We start from the raw sequence: 21775 nt of genomic DNA, 5'->3' as shown, positions 1-21775 counted from the left end.
CTACCATCAATTAAAAAATTCCAAGGGGGAGGCTATGGATAAACTCAGAGCGCTGGGTCTGGGACCCGCCGGTCAAGACGAGCAGGCGGTGAAACGCCAATTGCATCTTTACATCAATTTAAAACTGGCATCCTGCGGCCAGCCGACATGTATTGATCACGCGTCGGCCCAATTCATGGATACCGCTCAGGATTTATTGAACAGCTACCTGGAAAAAAGCCGGCAATTGGCCAGTTCCTCGTTGTACCCGGCCGACCGTCGGATTCAGGATTTTCTCGAGCGTTATTTAGGCGATGTGGGTCTGGACAAGATATCTTCGTTGCCGACCATGACCTTCGAGCTGGATCGCCACGGCGTAGCGCGCGAATTGTCGCTGCCGATGGGCGAAGATGAATTTCGTTCCGAAATCGTGTCCAGTTTCCGCGTCAAACAGGGGGTGTTGCATAATCCGGCCAGCGACCGCCGTACCACCCAAGGCTCGTTTCATATCGCCGAAGGCGGTTTGCCGGTGCCCGGCGACAAAAAACAGGTGCCGAAGCTGACCTTCGCCTTGATGCTGGCCGAAGCTCTGAATCCGCCGCCAGACTTGCTGACCCTGCCGTTTACCGCCAATCAGCCCCAGCCGGCGCGCATGTTCGCCTCCTTGCTGCTGCGGCCGGTGGTTTGCCCGGAAATCCCTGGCGTTGCAGCCGAAAAATCGATGGAAATCCGTTTTTTCGCTCCTGGAAATCTGGTCAGCAACCTCGATTTCGTCGAGAGTATTTTCGGCAACGGCGGCAATCCGGCTTTGCCGGAATGCGACGCGGCGCTGGACGTCGAACATTGGTCCGGCCACAGCGGCTGCGTGATTCTGGCGCCGCATCTGGTCAAGCTCACCAAAAAACAGTTGGGCTTGCCGCACTGGGATGATGCCAGCGAACGCCAGCGCGCCGAAGGCATGTGTTGGCAGAACCCGGCCGAACTGTATAACGACGGCCAGGCCTTTAAACTGACCGCCCGCGATCGTTCCGGCGTCATTGTCACGCTCGTCGCCGACAACTATTACGGCTACTGCAAAAAGGAAGTGAAAACCCAAATCAGCTATGCCGCCAATCTGTTCGGTTTGGCCGAGGAGGAGCATGCCGGCGGCGCGCTGGCCTTCCGCCGCTTCAACCACGGCGACGAATTCGGCATCGGTAGCCTGACCCGCGAGCCGGGCTATGATTTCGACGACATGGTTTATCGTTACGGCGCCATCATGGACATGCAGCCGGAAGGCTACGCCATCGACAAGCAATATCCGGACATCATTTACGTGCCGCAAGACCTGCGGATGAGCCTGAACAACCAGAAAATCACCTGGATCAGAAACGGCCAGAGCCATAGCATCCGGCTGCAACCGGGCAAGATTTACGTGCAGCCCAACGGCTATAAGATCGAGATGTGCAAGCACCCCGGCGCGCCGTCCTGGCGGTTGATCGGTACCGTCGCCGAAGGTACCTTTTGCCACAAGCCGTGTACCGTGTCCGGCGGCGGCAAGTCGGAAATTTCCAAATCCATCGAGGATGCGGTGATTTACGGACCGCTGTTCGTCGACGATTTGCAGCACGACCTGGACCGGGTGCAGGCAATTTTCGACAAGGACTACACCGGCCGCTTTCTGCCGGGCTACGAGCACGAAGATCGCGATCCGGCCCGCAAGATTTTGAGTCCGGAGCGCAGCCTGGGCTCGGTGATCAAATTATTGACGCCGTCCAGTTACCACACGCCGGAGTTCAACAACTGGCTGAAGTCGATACCGCCCAGCATTCTGGCGTTGGTGTTCCTGATCAAACGCTTTTACCGCGAGGAGTGGGGCGAACACTGGCGCGACCATTTGTCCGTGGATGTCATCGACGGCGCGCCGGGCCACGAGCTGAAACTGAACCAACGAAAGATCGTCGCCACCTATTTGCGGGTCGGTTTCGACGCCGAAGGCGGCTGGCGTACGTTTAAGGTACGCCAGGACTACATCGCCTGCGAGAAAGTGCAGATGGAAGACGACATCAGCGCCTCTGTGGTGGTACCGACCGCATCAGTACTGCCGTGGTTGCCGGATGCCGGTTACCAGATGAGCTTGAAACTGGTCACCAACTGCGAATACCGGCTGTTTCAGCGGCCGGACGATGCGATCATCCCCGGCTACGACAAGCAGACCGAAGCCAACATGTCCGGCCCCGGCAATTTCATGGCTAATTTCGAGCCGCTGGATCCGGCAAAATTGGCCGCGGTGGTCGAAGACGTGATGACTTTCTCCAAATTTACCCCGCCGATGCAAAACCTATTGAGCGATGCCTATCAGGACGGCAAGGGGTTCGTGGTGTCTTCCGCGCATCCGCGTTTGGTGGATGGCAAACCCTCGAAAAATCCGCGCTACCTGGAAACCCGGGTCGATGTGGTCAAGCCGCTGCGTAAATATGTCGCCGAAGTCGGGGCCCGCCTGCACCGAAAGATTCCGCTGAACCAGCCCTTGTGCCATCCGGTGGATGCGGTGCTGACCGGCCGGCGCAACAATCCGCCCGAACCCGGAATCCGGCCGCTGGCGGTGTACAACCCGATTCATTACCAGGAGTTGCCGGAGTTGTTCATGGACTTCATCAGCTCGCTGACCGGCAAGTCGCCGTCGACCACCGGCGCCGGCAGCGAGGGCGCGCTGACCAAGGGCCCGTTCAACGCCTTGCGCGGCATCACCGACCTGAACAACACCTTGGTGTCTTATATCCTGACCGGCTATCCGGGGTTTTCCAGCTCGGCCGGCCATATCGGCCCCGACACCCGCGTCGACCACGACATCAGTTTGCTGATTCCGGAAATCTGGGCCCGCTTGTCGCGCCAGGAACGCGAAGCCGATTACCTGTTGCAACACGGTTACCTGGAGCCGTTGACCGATTTCGAGCACAAAGGCCAACTGGTCATGGCCAGCCGGCTCGGCTACCGCATCACCAGCCATTTCGTGCATAGCCTGATGGGCAAGATCTTCGACAATCCTTACGCGGTGTTCACCGACGAGATCCTGCAACCGGAACGGCAAGACCTGGAGGTGTTCGTCGACGGCGTCAACAACATCGTCGAGACCCAGCAGCGGGTGGCCCAGCAATATCTGGACGACGGCAGTATCGAAGACGCCTGCCCGCCGTTGTATGCGCTGCTGCACATCATGGCGCTCGGCCATTACGAAGGTAAGGACGCTCACCATCCGGAGATCAGGGCCATGTTTAGCCGCGAGTATCTGCTGGCGGCGGATTGGTACCATGAGCGGCTGGAACTCAAACAGCAGCGGGAAATGGCTTTGTGGCGGCGCCACGTCGGCTATCTGGAGGGATTTTTACGCGACAACAGTCATCAGGCCGTGGTTGGCGAATTGAAGCTGACGGAACGGTTGCAGCAATCGCAACGCAAACTGCAGCAAGTGTCGGGTCCGGAGTATTTGAAATCGCTGGTCGGTACTTTGGGTGCCGATCCGCTGGGGCCTTACCGCTGCCTTAACGCATAAAGCCCGATAGCCGTCTGGCCGTCCGGATCCTTAAAACCGGGCGAACAGCCGGCGAAATTCGTCTATCGGCAGCGGCTTGTGGAAGAAATAGCCCTGGCCGCGGTCGCAGTTGTTCTGCTTCAATAAGGTCAATTGTTGCTCGGTTTCGACGCCTTCGGCTTGGACTTTCAGGTTCAAGCCGTGCCCCAAGCCGATGATCGAGCGCACGATGCAGGCGTCGTTCTGGTTGTCGTAAATGTCGGCGACGAAAGATTTGCCGATTTTCAGCGTGTCCACCGGAAACCGTTTCAAATAACTGAGTGACGAAAAGCCCGTGCCGAAATCGTCGATCGCCAGCCGAATGCCGAGGTTTTTCAAGTCTTGCATGTGCTTGATGGCGGTCTCTATGTCGTCCACCAGCATGCTCTCGGTAATTTCCAGTTCCAGGCGTTCGGCCGGAAAACCCGTTTCGTGCAGAATGTCGCCCACACTGTCGACCAGTGTGGTTTTCTTGAACTGCCGCACCGACAGGTTGATAGCCAATAGCAGGTTGCGCTCCCGCAACGGTGAACACATATAGTCGCGGCAGGCCGTGCGCATGACCCATTCGCCGATTTCGACGATTAAGCCGCTGTTCTCGGCGATCGGGATGAATTCGTCCGGACCGACGGCGCCGAGCTCCGGCGTCCAGCGCAGCAATACCTCCGAGCCGATGATGCTGCCGCTGGCCAGATCGACTTGAGGTTGGTAGACCAGCGAGAATTCGTTGCGGGCCAGGCCGTGGCGTAAATGGTTTTCCAGGTTCAGTCGGCGCAGGGATAAGGCGTTGGACGCGGCGTTGTAGAATTCGAAAGTGTTACGGCCGTGCTGTTTTGCCAGATACAGGGCGTCGTCGGCGTGTTTCAGCAATTGTTCGCTGGTGGTGGCGTCCTGCGGATATACGCTGATACCGAGGCTGGTGCCGACGAACAATTGGTGGTCGTCGATGAAATACGGCTCGTTGATGGTGTTGATCACGCGTTGAGCGATATCGCCGGCGTCGGCGGGACTGGTCAGGTTCAGGCCGATCAGCGCGAATTCGTCGCCGCCGAGGCGAGCGACGGTTTCTTGCTGACGCAAGCAGGCCGCAATTCGTTTCCCGACTTCGATCAGCAATTTGTCGCCGACCAAATGCCCCAGGGTATCGTTAATGTTTTTGAAACGGTCCAGATCCAGGTAGAACAGCGCAAAGATCTGCGGATTGCGCTTGGCCAGGTGGATGGCTTGTTCGAGCCGTTCGTTGAACAGCGAGCGGTTGGCCAGATCGGTCAACGGGTCGTAGTACGCCATATGGCGAATGATTTCCTCGGTATCCTTGCGGTCGCTGATGTCGTGAATGATGGAAACGAAATGGCTGATCGAATTGTCGTCGGCCAGGATCGGGGCGATCGATTCCAGACACCAAAACAGTTCGCCGTTTTTCTTGCGGTTCAAAAATTCGCCGTGCCAGGCGGTGCCGCTCAACAGGGTGGTCCAAAGATTCTTGTAGGTGTCTTCGGCGGTCAGGTCTGACTTCAGCAGATTGGCTCGGCGCCCGATCACTTCGTCCGCCGTGTAGCCGGTAATCTGGTAGAAGGCGGGATTGCAATATTCGATTTGGGTTTGCGCATCGGTGACCATCACCATGCTGGAGCTGTATTGCATCGCCAGGGTGAGTTTGCGCAGCTCGCGTTCGGTGTTTTTGTGATTCTCGATCTCCCTGGCCAGCGCCGAATTTGCCGCGACCAATTGCGCTTGGCTGGGGATAGCCAGGATTTTCGGAACCAACGGCCAAACTAACGCGGCTGTGCTGATCGAAACCATTGCCGTCGCCAGTTTGACGAAACCGGACAGCCAATAGTCCGGTATCCAGACGTTCCAGATGCTGAGCAAGTGGGTCGTGCCGCATAGAAAGATGAACAGGCCGAACAGCCAGTAAATCCAGCTGAACGGAATGTCCAGGCGCTTTTTCAGGATGTAGAGCAGTGCGAACGGGATCGAGTAATAAGACAAAACGATTAGCGCGTCGGACACCACGTGCAGCATCAGCAGATCGCTTTGCCACATATAACATTGGCCGTGCGGCATGTACGGGTGAATGTCGAACAGGTGATCTGGCATGTTTCGCTCGCTTTGGAGTTTCTCGAGCGCCGGAAAGCTGTCGGGCGAGGCACCGACGATCCGGCCCTGCGGGTTGGGGTACTCGCGTTCCGTGCGGCTGGCTGGCAAGCTTAACGTAAATTTTCGCTAAAACAAACAAGTTAAGCGGCGGAGGCTATCGGCACCGGAAACGCTGTCCAAGTGCCGTAGATCGGGATGCCCCGCCCGCCGCAGCCTAGCCGGAAGCTTGCGGGCTTTAATCCCGTGGAGATAGATATGTCGGCGCGACCCGGCAGACTAAAGCGCTATTCAGGGCTGCAGGCTGGGTTTGACGAGCGTCAAGGAGGCGACACCCGCCGGATCAGCCTTTGCGCTTGGCTTTCTTGCCCTTGTTTTTAACCGATTCCTGAGCGATTAAAGAGCGGGCCAGTTTGCGCAAACCGTTGGAAGAGACTTCCAGGCCCAACGGTGAGCCGATCGATTCCAATTCGTACATCAAGTCGGTCGCGGCAATCAGCGTGACGTAACGCAATTTTTCGCCGCCCGGCAATTGGCTGGAGGCGTCGCGCAACAACGGGGCGAAGGTATCCCACGAGCTGTTGAAAAACTTGCGCACCGGGTCGTTCTCGGCGACCGATTCGCTGCTCAGGCCTTGCTCGAAGGCCGTGCCGGCTTTTTGCAACACTTCGTGCAGTTTGGCCCGGGTGTCCTCGGCATTGCCGCCCAACTGGGCAGTGGCGATCGATTTGTCCAGGGAAGCCTGCCAGTTTTGCCAAAGCGCGCGCCATTGTTTCAACTCGGTTTCGGTTAGAACCGCGGCCGGTTTGACGTTGTTCGGGTTCGGGTTGTCGGCCGTGTAGCCCAAATTGATTTGTAAGCCGTTGGCGTCGGCCTTGGCTTGGTTGAAGCGCAAGCTATTGATCGTATCGTGCAAGTCTTCGCTGTGATCGGCGGCGATGTAAGGCACCAGAGCTTTAGCGATGTCCGGCCGGACCTGGTTCAAGTCGATTTTCAAACCGGACAGTTTCGGTTCGGCGGCTTTCTTGATCAAGGATTGCAACTGGCTGATATTCAGCGGCTGGCCGTTGCGGTCGAACGCGTTGAGCTGGGTGACCGGAAAGCTCAGCACATTTCCCGAAGCGTCCACGGTGGGTTGCTGAAAGGTCTGCAGGATACCGGACCACTCCACCAGCGCCATGCATTTGCCGCCCAAAGCGGTGCCGATCCGGGCCTGGACGTTGTTCTGGATTTTGACTTGGCCGTTTTCGCCGCTGATTTGCGGATGGTCCAGGTCGAGATAGCTGCATTGTTTGCCGTCTTTCCAGGCCCGCACCGATTCGTCCGGGCCGGTGTAGAGTTGGTTAACCAAAACGCTCTTGATAAAGCGGTATTCCATCGGCACTGGAATATTAATTTCGCGGGCTAGACCGTTCTCAGCCGTCAGCAGCAGTGCGGTAGAGATTAAAACGGTACGCAATATTGACATGAATTTACTCCTTAACGTTGTCGGGCGCTGTTGGATTAAGCGCGGCGGTGCCGCGGTAAGCCGATGAAATGGGGTAACGCCGGTCGCGGCCGAAGGCCCTGGGCGTAATGCGAATGCCCGGCGGCGATTGCCGGCGTTTGTACTCGTTGCGGTCGACCAGCGAGATGGCGCGTTCGACCGCGTCGCGCGGATAACCCAAGGCGACGATGTCGGCGGCTGATTGGTCCTGCTCGATGTAGAGGGCCAGAATCGGATCCAGGATCGAGTAGGGCGGCAGCGAGTCTTCGTCTTTTTGGTCCGGCGCCAGTTCGGCCGACGGCGGCCGGGTGATGACCCGCTCCGGAATCACCGGCGACAGGCTGTTGCGGTATTCGGCCAGTTTATAAACCATCAATTTGGATACGTCCTTCAACGGCGCAAAACCGCCGGCCATGTCGCCGTAAAGCGTGGCGTAGCCGACGCTCATTTCGCTCTTGTTGCCGGTGGTCAGCAGCAGTTTACCCTGTTTGTTGGATAAGGCCATCAGCAATACGCCGCGGCAGCGGGCCTGGATATTTTCCTCGGTGGTGTCTTTCCGGCTGCCGGCGAACAGGGGCGCCAGCATCTGGTTAAAGGCGTTGACTGCCGGTTCGATCGGTAGGGTATGGAATTTCACGCCGAGGGCTTCGGCTTCCAGTCTGGCGTCTTCGTTGCTGATGTCGGCGGTATAGCGCGATGGCATCGCCACCGCCTCCACCCGGTCGGCGCCGAGCGCATCGGCGGCCAGTGCCAGTACCAGCGCTGAGTCGATGCCGCCGGACAGGCCCAGAATCGCGCCGTGAAAGCCGTTCTTGCGCACGTAGTCGCGAATCCCGAGCAACAAGGCCTTGTATTCGCTGACGATGGGCTGGTAAAGCGCAACGATGCCGGTTCGGGCCGGCAAAGTGCCATCGAATTCGACTACATCGAGTTGCTCTTCGAATTCCGCCGCGCGATAAACCACTTCGCCGCTTTTATCGGCGACGAACGAGGCGCCGTCGAATATCAGTTCGTCCTGGCCGCCGATCTGGTTGACGTACACCAGCGGGATGCCGGCGGCGCGGACATGATTGCAGATGATGTCCTCGCGCTGCTGCATCTTGCCGGCGTGGAACGGCGACGCATTCAAGGCCAGCACGATGTCGGCGCCGGCATCGCGGTTAGCGGCCATGGTGGCGGGCAGCCAGACATCCTCGCAGATCGCCAGTGCCAACTTGCGGCCATTGGTTTCGAATACGCAACAGCCGGTTCCGGGCTCGAAATAGCGTTGCTCGTCGAACACACCGTAGTTGGGCAGCGCGGTTTTATGGTACTCGGCGAAGATGGCGCCGTCGCGGATGGCAGCCGCGGCGTTGTACAACTTGCCATCCCGGCGGCGCGGGAAGCCGATCACGGCGACGATGCCTTGAATTTGCGCGACCAGTTGCCGAACGGCCTGTTCCGATTGAGCCAAGAAATCGGCTCGCAGCAACAGGTCTTCCGGCGGATAGCCGGTCACGCACAATTCGGGGAACACGACGATGTCGGCTCGCCGCTCCCGGGCTTGTTCGGCTGCGGCCAGGATTTTGCCGACGTTGCCGGCAATGTCGGCGACGGTGAAATTGAGTTGGACTAACGCGATTTTCAAGGGCATCGGCTACTTCGAAAAACAATCCCGCATGGCCGCACCGATATCCGACGGCGAACTGACCATGCTGACGCCGGCCGCTTTCATCGCTGCGACCTTGCCTTCTGCCGTGCCGCTGCCGCCGGTGACGATAGCACCGGCGTGGCCCATGCGTTTACCGGGCGGTGCAGTCTGGCCGGCGATGTAACCGACCACCGGTTTCGTGACCTGGGCTTTGATGAATTCCGCGGCCTGTTCCTCGTCGCTACCGCCGATTTCGCCGACCATGACGATACCCTCGGTTTGCGGATCGTCCTGGAACCGACGTAACACGTCGATGAAGTTCATGCCGTGGATCGGGTCGCCGCCGATGCCGACGCAGGTGCTTTGTCCCAGGCCTTCGCGGGTGGTTTGGTGTACCGCTTCGTAGGTCAGGGTGCCGGAGCGGGAGACGATGCCGATTTTGCCGGGCTGGTGAATATGGCCGGGCATGATGCCGATCTTGCATTGGCCGGGCGTGATCACGCCGGGGCAGTTGGGGCCGACCAGCAAGGATTGGGTGCCCTGCATCGCGGCTTTGACTTTCAGCATCTGCAGTACCGGAATACCCTCGGTGATGCAGACGATCAATTCGATGCCGGCCGCGACCGCTTCCAAAATCGCATCGGCGGCGAAAAACGGCGGCACGTAGATCATCGTCGCATTGGCGCCGGTGGCTTTGACCGCTTGCTCCACCGTATCGAACACCGGTAGCTCCAGGTGACTAGAACCGCCGCGGCCCGGCGTGACGCCGCCGACCAGTTGGGTGCCGTAGGCCAGGGCCTGTTCGGAGTGGAAGGTGCCTTGTTTGCCGGTAAAGCCCTGGCAAATGACTTTAGTGTTTTTGTCGATCAAAATGCTCATCAGGCCACCTCCTGCGCCAGTTTCACCGCCAATTCGGCGGCTTGGTTCAAATTGTCCGCCGGCACCAGCCCGAGCCCGGACTGGCTTAACATGGTTTTGCCCTGCTCGACGTTGGTGCCTTCCAAGCGCACCACGACCGGAATGGTCAAATGCATTTCCTCGACCGCAGCCAGAATGCCGGCGGCGATCACATCGCATTTGACGATGCCACCGAAAATATTGACCAGCACGGCCTTGACGGTGCCGTCCGACAAAATCAGTTTGAAGGCCTCTTTGACCTTGTCTTTGTTGGTGCCGCCGCCGACGTCCAGGAAATTGGCCGGCGCGCCGCCTTTTAATTTGACCATGTCCATCGTCGCCATCGCCAGGCCGGCGCCGTTGACCATGCAGCCGATGTTGCCGCCCAGCGTGACGTAGTTCAGATCGAATTGCTTGGCCTCGGCTTCCTTGGCGTCTTCCTGCGATGCGTCGCGCAGCGCGGCGATGTCGGGATGCAAAGCGATTGCGTTATCGTCGAAATTGATTTTGGCGTCCAAGGCGACCAGTCTGCCGTCTGCGGTTTCGATCAGCGGATTGATCTCGATCTGGCTGCAATCCTTGGCCAGAAACAACTGGTACATGCCGTTCAAGATGGTTTGCAGTTGGCCCTGCTGTTCCTTGCCCAAACCGAGTGCGGCGCCGATTTGCCGGCCTTGGTAAGCTTGCAGTCCGGCCGCCGGATGTACCGGCACTTTGACGATTTTTTCCGGGGTTTGGGCGGCGACTGCTTCGATATCCATGCCACCGGCCGCCGAGGCGATGAAAATCAGGCGTTCGCTTTCTCTATCCAGCAGCAGGCTCAAATAAAACTCGGATTTGATCGCAGACGCCTCTTCGATCCAGACGCTGTTCACCGGCAAGCCGGCGGCATCGGTCTGGTGGGTAACCAAACGCTTGCCCAGCATCTCTGTGCTGAATTGGCCGGCTTCTGCTGGGCTGTCGGCCAGTTTTACGCCGCCGGCTTTGCCGCGGGCGCCGGCGTGGACTTGGGCTTTGACCACGCACTTTACCCCACCCAATTGCCGAGCCGCTTCCTCAGCTTCCGCGGCACTGGCTGCAACCAATCCGCGCGGAACCGGGATGGCAAAGTCGTTAAATAGTTGTTTCGCCTGGTATTCGTGAATATTCATCTAGGTGCTCCATATTGAGGCGGGCATCGCGGCGTTTTGAGTTGGTGCTATGATTGCCGGACGCTAATTTTAACCAACTCCTGAAAAAACGACGGGCAATGCGAATGCCAGCGGCCGATACTTTATACCCCTGTCCCTTTTCCAAAGGTTACGGTATTCCCAGTCGGCAGGCCTGGTTGATGCTGAAAATCTTTGCCTTGTACCGTTTCGTCACCGCCAGCCTGTTCGCAATGCTGTTTTATTTGCGTTTCGGTCCGTCCCTACTCGGCTCTTACGACACCGCATTGTACCAGTTCGCCAGTTTGGCTTATTTGGCGATTTCGCTGATTGCCGCGCCAATCGCATTTAGGCAGCGGCTGGGTTACGCCCGATTGGCTCAGATTTTTATCTTTACCGATATCATCTTGATTACGCTGATGATGCATGCCAGTGGCGGGGTCGGCAGCGGCATTGGTATCTTGCTGGCGATTTCGATTGCGGCTGGCGGGCTGTTGGTTGGCGGGCGGTGTGCGATCTTGTTTGCCGCGTTGGCGAGTGTGGCGATTCTGACCGAAGAGGTTTACGCGATCCAGACCCGGGCGTTTGAAACTACCACACTGACCTATGCCGGCATGCTTGGCGTCGCATTCTTTTCGATCGCCTATCTGTCGGTGATACTGGCGCAGCGGGCCGAGCAGGCCGTGATTCTGGCGCAACGTCACGCGCAGACCATTGCCCGGCTGGAAAGCTTGAACCGCTACATCATTCAGCATTTACAATCCGGCATCATGATTGTCGACGACGGCGAGGCGACCCAGCTATCCAACCACTCGGCATTGCGTTTATTGGGGCTGGAACGGCAGCCAGCCACCCTAGCCGACATTTCGCCGCAACTGCAACAGGCTTTCGAATTGTGGCGCGAACACCGGGAGCAGGATTTTGCCATCGTGTCTTTGCCCGATCGAAGTGAAATTCAAGTCCGGTTCTCGGCACTGATGATGGACGGCGAAAACTTGAATATGTTGATTTTCGAAGACATCGCCCTCTACAACCAGCGTCTGCAACAAAGCAAACTGGCTTCTTTGGGCCGATTGACGGCGAGTATTGCCCACGAAATTCGTAACCCGCTATCGGCGATCAGTCATGCCGGCCAATTGCTGGCCGAGTCCCGCGCCTTGGACGCCCAGGATTTACGCTTAACCGAGATCGTCCGGGTTCATTGCCAGCGGGTGAATGGTATTATCGAGGACATTCTCAAGCTGTCGCGGCGCACGCCGTCGCATAAGCAGACAATCGCGCTGGACCAGTGGCTGCCGGCCTACTTGAGCGAGCAACGGCTGAATCTGGGGCTGAAAAAAGACACGTTTAACCTGTCGTTTAAGGCCCAAGGCCTGGATGCCTACATCGACGGCGGCCATTTGAAACAGATTCTGGATAATTTGTGCGCCAACGCGCTGAAGTATGGTCGCCCGGAAGCTGGACCGCTGATGATCGAAGCGGGCCTGGCTCAAGGCTCGCCTTACATCAGCGTGATAGACAACGGCCCGGGCATCGGCGCCGACAATCTGCAGCATCTGTTCGAACCGTTTTTCACCACGTCTCACCAGGGTACCGGGCTGGGACTTTATATCTCCAGGGAATTGGCCGAATTGAATCGGGCGGAGTTGTATTACGCGCCCGGCGAAAAATCCTGTTTTACCTTGTTATTGGCGAACGCCGATCGTGCGGCGATTGAAATATGAATATGCCTATTACTTTGTTGGTTGACGACGAACCCGATATTCGGGAGTTATTGGAGATCACGCTAAACCGGATGCAAATCCAAACCTGCTGCGCGGCGACGCTAGCCGAAGCCAAGCATTGGTTAGCCAGCCGATCTTTCGATTTATGTCTTACCGACATGCGCTTGCCGGATGGTGACGGTCTGGAGCTGGTCGATTACATTCAGAGCCAAGGCTTGCAATTGCCGGTGGCGGTGATTACGGCCCACGGCAGCATGGATGTTGCGATCAAAGCCATGAAAAAAGGCGCTTTCGATTTTCTGTCCAAACCGGTCGATCTGGCGGTATTGCGGCAGTTGGTCAGTCATGCCTTGCAAATCTCGCTGAACCGGGTGGCGGAAAAAGAACGCCGCACCCGCGATTTGTTGCTGGGCGAGTCGATGCCAATGCGCAATATCCGCTCGAAGATCGATAAGGTGGCGCGGAATCAGGCGCCGGTATATATCAGCGGCGAGTCCGGTTCCGGCAAGGAGTTGGTGGCACGACTGATCCATCAACAAAGTCCCCGTAGCGATAAGGCATTCGTCGCCATCAACTGCGGAGCGATCCCGCATGAATTGATGGAAAGCGAGTTCTTCGGCCATAAAAAAGGCAGTTTCACCGGGGCGGTCAGCGACAAGCAAGGCTTGTTCCAAGCTGCGGAAGGCGGCACCCTGTTTCTGGACGAAGTGGCCGACTTGCCGTTGGCATTGCAAGTCAAATTACTGAGAGCGATACAAGAAAAGAAAATCCGGCCGATTGGCGAACAACACGAGATTCCGGTGGATGTGCGTCTGTTGAGTGCCACCCACCGGGATTTAGCCAAAATGGTTCAGGAAGGCAGTTTTCGGCAGGACTTGTATTACCGGATCAACGTCATCGAACTGAATTTGCCGCCGTTACGGGCACGGGCGGCCGATATTCCGCAATTGACCGCACATTTGTTGCAAGGGTTGGCCCGTAACAACGGCATTGCCAAGCCGGAATTATCCGATGCGGCGCTCAGCGCGTTGAAGCAATATTATTTTCCCGGCAACGTTCGCGAATTGGAAAATATTCTGGAGCGAGCTTTGGCGTTACATGAGGGCGGGGTGATTCAGGTAGACGATCTGAATTTGCCGATGGGCTTGGATTTGGCTGTGGCCGAAGATTTCAATGCCGAAAAAATGTCGCTGGAAAGCTATTTGGAAGATATCGAGAAAAAGGCATTGAGCTCGGCCCTGGAAGAAAACCGCTGGAACAAAACGGCGACAGCCAAATATTTGGGGATGAGTTTCCGCTCATTGCGTTACCGCTTGAAGAAACTCGGCCTGGAATAAAGGCCGGCAGCCTGTCGCCCGCAAGGCTGCCGCAGGCGCTGCGTGGTTACTGGTATTTGTCCAATGTTCTCAATTGTTGCAGCGCGGCCTGAATTTTGGCATTGGCGGCCTCGTCCAGCTCATTGTTCTTGTAAACCTTGTCCAGCAGGCCTTCTTCTACCAGTGCATCTTTAATCCAGCGTTTGGCAAAGGCGTAGCTGGCCGGAAACTTGGCGACTTCGCCGGTTTTCGGATTTTTCAGGCTGTCGGCGTTAGCGGCCGGTTTGGTTGTGGCCGGTTTGGCCGGAGCGGCCTTGGTTGCGGTTTTTGCGGAAGGTTTGGCGGGGGCTGGTTTTGCGGGTTTTTCTGCGGTTTTGACGGCGGTGGGCGGGGCGGCTGGTTCCGGCTGCGGCGCCGGTTTGACGGCTTCAGGTTTTGCTGCCTCGGCTTGCGGGCTTTCCGACGTGTCTTTCTTCCCCCCCAGCACTACAAATATCACATAAGCCACAAAAATAGTGGTCGCTATGAAAAGCAATTCAGCCATAGTCCTTCCCCCTTGTTTTAATTTTATTTATTAAAGTTTAAGCACGATGTAAAGGCAAATATTGTTGCCGAATCCGAATATACCAGAGCAAAGCATGCCGGTAAACTAATTGGCGGGCCGATATCAACGGGAATTTTCCCCGAATAACTCTAATTGATCGTGGTCGTCGACTTCGGGGCAGCGAACAATATTGCATTGGAAACCTGGCTATCGATTAAATTGCGGTCGGGTTTCCCGAAAGCGTAACCCTGGCCGAAATTAACGCCGATTTCTTTTAACTTGAGTGCGGTACCGGTGGATTCGACAAATTCGGCAATGGTTTTCTTGCCCAGTTTGGAAGCGATTTCTACCATCGATTTCACCAGAATCTGGTCGGTTTCGTTTTCCAGCAGGTTTCTAATAAATTGGCCGTCGATTTTTACGTAATCGACCGGAAAGGTTTTCAGGTAATTGAAGGAACAAAATCCGGCGCCGAAGTCGTCGAGCGCGAATTTACAGCCCAAGGAGCGGATTTTGTTGATCATGTGCCGGGTCTTGTCGAAGTTGTCGACGGCGGCGGTTTCGGTAATTTCGAAGGTCAGGCGGCCGGCATCGATCCAGGTCATTTCCAGCTTGTCGCTGATCGTAGACAACAAATCCGGGTATTGAAAAGCGGTACTCGACAGGTTAATGGCCAGCGACACGTATGACATATACGACGGCAACGCCGCCAGAAAATCGATCGCGTTTTCCACCACCCACAAGTCGATTGCATGGATTAAACCGGTGCGCTCAGCGACCGGAATGAATTGGTCCGGGGTGATGATTTCGTCGCCCTCGCCGCGCATTCTGAGCAAAACTTCGTAATGGGAAATATTGCCGTCGGTCAACTGCACCACGGGCTGGAAGACCAGAAACAAATTGTTGTCGCGCAATGCCCTACGGATTAACGGCACCCAATAGATGTCGCGTCGCCTTTCCTTGACGGTAACGTCTTCGCTGTTATACACGCAGACCTTGTCGCGGCCCGTGTTTTTCGCGAAATTGCAGGCCTGGCGTGCATGCAGGATCATTTCCCCCGGATGAAAGGCCGATACCGAGTTGTCCAGCGTGGCAATACCGATCGAAACCGAGGCGCTGTAGCAAACCTCGCCGGTGAAAAAACGGAAATTGTCGACCGTATTTTTGATGGTTTCGGCCAGTATCTGCGCCTGTTTTTTGGTCTTGTTCTCGACGAACAGACAAAACTCGTCGGCACCGATGCGGGCGAACAGGCTGGCCGGGGGGGTTAGTTTGCGGACTAGAATGGCCAGCTCCACCAGCAGACGGTCGCCGACTTCGAAACCTTCCAACTCGTTGATAAGGCTGAAGCGGTCAACGTCGATGAACAACAACGCACCGTCTTTTTGGGTTTTGTTGCTGCGATTCAAAATCAGCCGCAACTGGCGTTCGAAGCTGCTGCGATTGAACAAGCCGGTCAGTTCGTCGTGCGCTACCAGAAACTTGAGTTTGGCGTCGATGACGTTTTTTGCCGCCAACTCGTTAATCAATTGCTCTTCCTGGCGCTGACGAAGTTGGCGTTCTTGTTTCAGACTCAGCAGAAATTTCACCGCCAGCAACAACTCCTGAGTATTGACCGGGGTGTGGATTCTATAAGTGAGGCAATCGGTTTCCGGTTCGATCGAACAGTGATCGGAGGGGCAATCGAAGTTTTCGTTGTCCAGCAAGACCACGGGAATCACCGAAGCCGCCGCGGTGCTCGAAAGGTTGCGGCACATTTCGTGGACTTGGCACAGAGGCAAAGCCGTATTCAAGACGATCAGGCCGATGGCTTCCGGGGTGCTGCTGTGCGGGCGCAGTAGTTGGTAAATTTGCTCGCCGCTGCCGGCTTGGCTGATATTGGTAAAGCCTTTGGCCTTAAGCGTGGAAACGATTTTCAACGCCGAGATTTCGTCGTGTTCCGCTACGACGATGAGTTTTTCTTTGAGCGCGTCACTGGCAAACATTTAATACCATCCAGGTATTTGTTGAAAATGGGGGGGCCTCAAACATGGGTAGGGAGGGCGGCCGGCATTTGCAAAGCTTGTAATTCCATTGAAATGGACTAGGGTTAACCGCAAACTTTAAAGTCGTTTCTATGCTATCGCTTGCTAGTATAGGTGCAAATTCATAATTTTAGAATTGTTGATGATAGTATCCTCACCATCCACGTTAACCATTACCGATCTGTTGCGGGGCGATCTTCAACTCGCTTCGCCGCCGAATGTTTATTTTCAGCTCAAGAAGGTGGTGGAGGATCCGACCAAGACCGCGAAGGACGCGGCGTTTGTGATCGAAAACGACGCGGCACTGGCCGCCAAGTTGTTGAAGATCGTGAATAGCGCGTTTTACGGTTTTCCGGCTCAGATCGGTTCGATCGCCAAGGCGATCACGCTGATCGGTACCCGCGAGCTGCAGAACCTGGTGCTGGGGGCGGTCGTCGTCGAGCGCTTTTCCGACTTGCCCGGCCAAGTTTTCACCATCCACGATTTTTGGGCGCGTAATCTGCGTTGCGCGCTGATTGCCAGGGAGCTGGATCTGCAATTCGGCAAGCACTATACGGATGTTGCCTTCATCTGCGGTTTGCTCCATAACCTGGGGCAGTTGGTGTTCTACCGCCGGATTCCGGTTTTGGCTCGCGAAGTGGATTTATTACTACAATCCCAGGCGCATCTGGAGGTTGACGACGACGTACACATCGAACAAAACGTGATCGGTTTCGACCACTTTCAGGTCGGTGCACAACTATGCCAGCTGTGGAATTTGCCGGAAGCCATCGTCGAAAGCATCCGCTTGCATTGTTTTCCCGATACGATCGGTCCGTTTTCGGATTTGGCGGCGATGGTCCGCTTGGCCAATTGTCTGAGCCGGATCGAAAATCCCTATGATGCTTTCGCGGTCAGCGCGCTCAATCTGTCCCCGGAACAAATCAGTTTCGTGCTGGATAAGATCAGCGACGAATTCGAAGTCATCTTTAAGCTGTTTTACCCCTCCCGCTAATTTCCCCGATTGTCCGCGCTGGCTCGTTCAAGTTTCCGGCAGGATGTGTGACGCAAATATTACGGCCGTTTTCCCGCCGCTTCTTACGCTAATCCGCAAATTACAGTTCCGTGGCATTGCTGCGGCTGACAAGCTGCGCGGTCGAATCTGTGCGCGGCGTCGAATATTATCGATCCCGTTTGGTAAAAGCGTTGCATTCAAGCAACATTTGCGTTGCTAAAACCGAATTGTCACAAAGCTGTCATATTACCCCCCTAAAATGCCTCCAAACTCGCCGGTCAAGCCGGTTGGTCTGTCTTAATTTATTGATTTGTTTAAATTTTGGAGCATTTTTTGATGAAACTTTCCAAGCTCAGTTTGGCCATTGTGGCAGTGATGGGTGCCGGCAGCTTCGCCGAAGCCATCGCATTGGACCTATACGTCGACGAAAAAACCAAGCAGATTTTTGCCGAACCCGGCCCTGGACGGACCAAATTGGGGTCGTTCGAGAAAGTCGAAGACAGCGCCAAACAAAAAGCCGACTTGACCGCGATTCAGACCGACCTGGAATTGAAAACCAACGAGTTGAAAGCCATCGAAGAACATATCGTGGCGCAGCGCGAGGATAAGGCCAAGAACGACGAAAAGTGGTTCAACAAGATCAATATGCGCGGTTATACCCAAATGCGTTATAACCAACCGCTGAGTGGGGACCGTGTCGCCGGCGAGCCGGAACTGAAATCGGTCGGTGACGGTTCAATCGGTAACAACAGCAACTTCTCATTGCGCCGGGTGCGTTTGGTCTTCTCCGGTGATATCAACGAATACATCTCGTTATATCTGCAACCGGACTTCGCTACCACCAACGGCGATTTGCACTTTGCCCAGTTACGCGATGCCTATGCCGACTTGGCGTTCGACAAAGCTCATGAATACCGGATTCGTGCCGGCCAATCCAAAGTGCCGTTCGGTTGGGAAAACTTGCAGTCATCGCAAAACCGGATTGCGCTCGATCGCGACGATGCTCTGAACAGCGCGGTGCCTAGCGAACGAGATTTGGGCTTGTTCGCTTACTGGAGCCCGTCCGACGTGCAGAAACTATGGAAAGATCTAACCAAGAAAGGCTTGAAGACGTCGGGTGATTACGGTGTTTTGGGTGTCGGTGTATATAACGGTCAAGGTATCAACAAGGCCGAAGCCAACGATGGCATGTATCTGGTCGCCCACTCCACATACCCGTTCGACTTGGGATTTCTCGGTAGTGCAATGCGGGGCCAAGTCTTGGAGGTTGGTGCGGACGCGTTGTCGGGTCGGTTTAACCGATCCACTGCGGCGTATACCAGCCGCTTCGGTTCCGGTACTCCGACCGCACGGGATAATAGTGAAGATCGGGTAGGCGTCCATGCTGTCTTATTCCCGCAACCATTTGGCTTGCAAGCGGAATGGAACTGGGGGGCTGGCTCCACGCTAGACCCGGTGACCAATGTCATAGATCGCAAGCATTTGGAAGGCGGTTATGTGCAGGCAATGTACAAAATCGACGAAGTATTCGGCACCAAAGGCACAATGTTTCCTTATGTGAAATGGCAGACCTACGACGGCGCGTGGAAAGGCGTTACCAATGCCCCAAGAGTGTCGGTTGATGAAGTCGAGGCAGGTGTCGAGTATCAAATCAATAAGGCGTTGGAGCTGACTGTGGCTTACTCGACCATGAGCCGCACCCAAATCCAGACTCAAACAACCGCAGCCGGATTCTTGCAACAAGCCAGTGGCGACATGATTCGTACCCAGTTGCAGTTCAACTACTAAATTCAACGGCGGGAGTTCCCCGCAGTTGAATGAATCATCAGAACGCCTCGTTTCTCCGGGAACGCGGCGTTTTTTTTGTGCGTAACAAAACCCGCTATTCGGTTAACGCCTTCGCACGAGGTCGGTTAAACTCCCCGGTTATCTTGCGATTACCCCGTATCCGCCTATGTACCCCACCATGCGCCGCTTGCTGTTTCGGCCGGTTATTTTTGTCAGCTTCGTTCTCGGTTTGCTGGTGATTGCGGAATTGCTGGCGATCGGCCGCCTGACCTGGGTCAACGATCAGCGGATTCACATCATCGAACGCGACATCGGCCGCGGCCATCATTTGGAAGATACTCTGTTCGAACTGCTGCAACTGCAATTGACGCTGTCGACCAATCAGAGCGCTTCCGAGGCCGAGAAAAGTCAGTTAGCCGATATTCAGGAGCAATTGATCGGCGGGTTGAACGATTACGACAGTGCGATACCGGCCAATCTACAGCAACTGCAGGAAGTGTTCGGCAAGGCGGTGCAGGGCGACCAGGCTAATTTGGTCACCGCGTTGCAGTTGATTAAACAGGTCCTGGACCGGCAGGCTCAGGAAGAAGAGCGCTTGTTGATCAATATTGAAGACGACGGCGAATTGGAAATGCAGTTGGCAATTTTGTTGCCGCTGTTGTTGTTGTGGATCGTCGGCTACTTCTTTCGAACCAATGTGTTGGAACCGCTGGACTGCTTGAAAGAACTGTTGTCCGGCCTGGCCGAGGGCGAGATGAAACCGATCAAGCGCAGCACCTCGGATCCGTTGCTGCACGCCTTGTTCGATCGCTACAACCATTTGGTTTCGCGTCTGGTCGAGTTGGAACGCGAACATCTGGAGCACACCGAATTGCTCGAATACCGGGTCCGGCAAACCAGTCACGCCTTGCTGGAGCGCAGCCAGCAGTTGGCCAAGGCTGAGCGTTTGGCCGCACTGGCTGAATTGGCGGCCAGCACCGCCCATGAACTGCGCAATCCGCTGGCCAGTATCCAATTGGCGATGGAGAACATGTTGGAAGAATGCCGAGACAGTGATCTGGCGGAACGGTTGCAGATGGTATACCGCGAAGTGCAACGCCTGACCCGCAATTTGAACGATCTATTGGCCTCTGCCCGCAGTAACGGTGAGACATCGCAACGTGTCGCCGTGCAGCCGTTGTTGGAAGAATTGTTGACCTTGCTGAAATATCAGGCGCGGGAAAACGTGAGCTTCAACTGTCGGGTGGCCGAAGAACTGTATGTGTTTTTGCCGGAGAGCGAGTTCCGTCAGGCGGTGTTGAACTTGCTGTTGAACGCGGTCCAGGCTATCGGGGCTAGCAATGGCGAAGTCAATGTCAACGCCGACATCCTTGACGGTAAATTGGAGCTTACCGTGGTCGATTCCGGACCGGGTTTCAGCGCCGACTTTTTACGCCACGGCATTCGGCCTTTCGTCAGTCTGAAAGACGGCGGCAGCGGTTTGGGGCTGGCGATGGTAAGACGTTTCGTCAAAGACCATCAGGGGGGGATGCGTTTACAAAACGACGAACAGGGCCACGCTTGCGTGACCTTGACTTTCCCGCTCGCTGCCTGAATCGGTCCGGTGCGACGCAGTCTGCTAAAATTCGATTCTTTATGCATGTCCTCCGCTAATGGCTAACGCACCGAAATCTCTCGCCGCCTACGGTTGGCTCTCCATCGCCGCAGCCGTGTCTACCATCGGCCTGAAAAGCTACGCCTATTGGCTGACCGGTTCGGTGGGCTTACTGTCCGACGCGCTGGAATCTGTAATCAATTTGGTGGCGGCGGTGATTATGGTCGCGGTGTTGAGTATTTCCGCGCGGCCGCCGGACGATACCCACGCCTACGGCCATGAGAAAATCGAGTACTTTTCCAGCGGTGCCGAGGGCGTGATGATTCTGTTGGCGGCGTTCAGTATCGGTTTTTCTGCTTGGGAGCGTTTATGGCACCCGCAGGCTTTGCAACAACTGGATTTGGGTATCGCGGTCTCGGTGTTTGCTTCGCTGATCAATCTGGCGGTAGCGCGGGTACTGATCGGTGTCGGGCGGAAGCGGCAGTCGATCACCCTGGAAGCCGACGGCAAGCATTTGATGACCGACGTCTGGACCACGGTCGGCATCCTGGTCGGTATTGCTTTGATCTCGGTGGGTAACCGCTTCGAAGTCAGTTTGAATCTGGCGCAAAGTTTGGGTATGAACGGCTGGGAAATTTTGGATCCGTTGCTGGCGATCGGCGTCGCCTTCCATATCGTCTGGGCCGGATTGCAGTTGATCCGGCGTACCGTTTCCGGATTGCTCGATGCGGCGTTGCCCGCAGACGAAGTGAAAGCCATCATCGCGGTGTTGGAACAATATGTTGCCAGCCATGCCATCGCTTATCACGCCTTGCGTACCCGTTACGCCGGCGCCCGCCGCTTCATGTCGGTACATGTACTGGTGCCCGGCCAATGGAGCGTGCAGCAGGGTCACGATTTGCTGGAGGATATCGAGCGGCAAATCATGGACAATTTGGACAATATCGATATCGATACTCACCTGGAACCCATCGAAGACCTTGCCTCCTGGGAGCATAATTAAC

General features: G+C 56.0%; 14 protein-coding genes. 7 read left to right on the top strand and 7 right to left on the bottom strand.

Annotated elements, in window-relative coordinates; translation table 11 throughout:
• Positions 1–34: 34 nt before the first annotated feature.
• Positions 35–3511 carry a hypothetical protein gene (locus tag PL263_RS11205; RefSeq protein ID WP_278209485.1) on the top strand — a complete coding sequence of 1159 codons (3477 nt, stop codon included), beginning with the start codon at positions 35–37 and terminating at the stop codon, positions 3509–3511.
• 30 nt (positions 3512–3541) lie between these two features.
• Here PL263_RS11205 and PL263_RS11200 read toward each other — a convergent pair whose 3' ends face one another.
• The 5 genes from PL263_RS11200 to sucC form a co-directional block, all read right to left on the bottom strand.
• Positions 3542–5629, bottom strand: a complete 2088-nt coding sequence (locus PL263_RS11200) for an EAL domain-containing protein (protein ID WP_278209484.1) — start codon at positions 5627–5629, stop codon at positions 3542–3544.
• 340 nt (positions 5630–5969) lie between these two features.
• Entirely contained in the window at positions 5970–7094 is a 1125-nt protein-coding gene (locus PL263_RS11195) for a hypothetical protein (protein WP_278209483.1), read from the bottom strand.
• A 4-nt stretch (positions 7095–7098) separates the two neighbouring features.
• Positions 7099–8745: an NAD+ synthase gene (locus PL263_RS11190; protein ID WP_278209482.1), complete on the bottom strand. Its 1647-nt coding sequence runs from the start codon at positions 8743–8745 to the stop codon at positions 7099–7101.
• Between the two features lie 3 nt (positions 8746–8748).
• Complete coding sequence (sucD, locus tag PL263_RS11185) at positions 8749–9621, bottom strand: succinate--CoA ligase subunit alpha (RefSeq protein WP_278209481.1); 873 nt, start codon at positions 9619–9621, stop codon at positions 8749–8751.
• Positions 9621–10790 carry an ADP-forming succinate--CoA ligase subunit beta gene (sucC, locus tag PL263_RS11180; protein WP_278209480.1) on the bottom strand — a complete coding sequence of 390 codons (1170 nt, stop codon included), beginning with the start codon at positions 10788–10790 and terminating at the stop codon, positions 9621–9623. Before sucC ends, sucD begins: the two co-directional genes overlap by 1 nt.
• A 179-nt stretch (positions 10791–10969) precedes the next feature.
• On the opposite strand from sucC, the gene PL263_RS11175 reads away from it, so the two are divergent.
• A complete protein-coding gene (locus PL263_RS11175) occupies positions 10970–12511 on the top strand; it encodes an ATP-binding protein (protein ID WP_278209479.1) in 1542 nt (513 codons plus the stop codon).
• Positions 12508–13848 carry a sigma-54 dependent transcriptional regulator gene (locus tag PL263_RS11170; protein ID WP_278209478.1) on the top strand — a complete coding sequence of 447 codons (1341 nt, stop codon included), beginning with the start codon at positions 12508–12510 and terminating at the stop codon, positions 13846–13848. Before PL263_RS11175 ends, PL263_RS11170 begins: the two co-directional genes overlap by 4 nt.
• 46 nt (positions 13849–13894) lie before the next feature.
• On the opposite strand, the gene PL263_RS11165 is transcribed toward PL263_RS11170, so the two are convergent.
• Together PL263_RS11165 and PL263_RS11160 are read right to left on the bottom strand one after the other, a co-directional pair.
• Positions 13895–14371, bottom strand: coding sequence for a hypothetical protein (locus PL263_RS11165; protein ID WP_278209477.1), 477 nt, complete (start codon positions 14369–14371; stop codon positions 13895–13897).
• 149 nt (positions 14372–14520) lie between these two features.
• Positions 14521–16356, bottom strand: a complete 1836-nt coding sequence (locus PL263_RS11160) for an EAL domain-containing protein (RefSeq protein ID WP_278209476.1) — start codon at positions 16354–16356, stop codon at positions 14521–14523.
• Between the two features lie 181 nt (positions 16357–16537).
• Between PL263_RS11160 and PL263_RS11155 the strand changes: the two genes are divergently transcribed.
• The 4 genes from PL263_RS11155 (at position 16538) to PL263_RS11140 (ending at position 21774) form a co-directional block, all read left to right on the top strand.
• Positions 16538–17389 (top strand): HDOD domain-containing protein, encoded by an 852-nt coding sequence (locus PL263_RS11155; RefSeq protein WP_140910799.1) that lies wholly within the window; start codon positions 16538–16540, stop codon positions 17387–17389.
• Between the two features lie 336 nt (positions 17390–17725).
• Positions 17726–19177, top strand: coding sequence for a porin (locus PL263_RS11150; protein ID WP_278209475.1), 1452 nt, complete (start codon positions 17726–17728; stop codon positions 19175–19177).
• 166 nt (positions 19178–19343) lie between these two features.
• A complete protein-coding gene (locus PL263_RS11145; protein WP_278209474.1) occupies positions 19344–20771 on the top strand; it encodes a HAMP domain-containing sensor histidine kinase in 1428 nt (475 codons plus the stop codon).
• A gap of 58 nt (positions 20772–20829) precedes the next feature.
• Positions 20830–21774, top strand: coding sequence for a cation diffusion facilitator family transporter (locus tag PL263_RS11140; protein ID WP_278209473.1), 945 nt, complete (start codon positions 20830–20832; stop codon positions 21772–21774).
• Position 21775: the final 1 nt, after the last annotated feature.

This window comes from Methylomonas sp. EFPC3 (assembly GCF_029643245.1).
GTDB lineage: Bacteria > Pseudomonadota > Gammaproteobacteria > Methylococcales > Methylomonadaceae > Methylomonas > Methylomonas koyamae_B.
The sequence above is the reverse complement of the archived record's forward strand: the minus strand, read 5'-3'. Positions and strand labels throughout refer to the sequence as shown.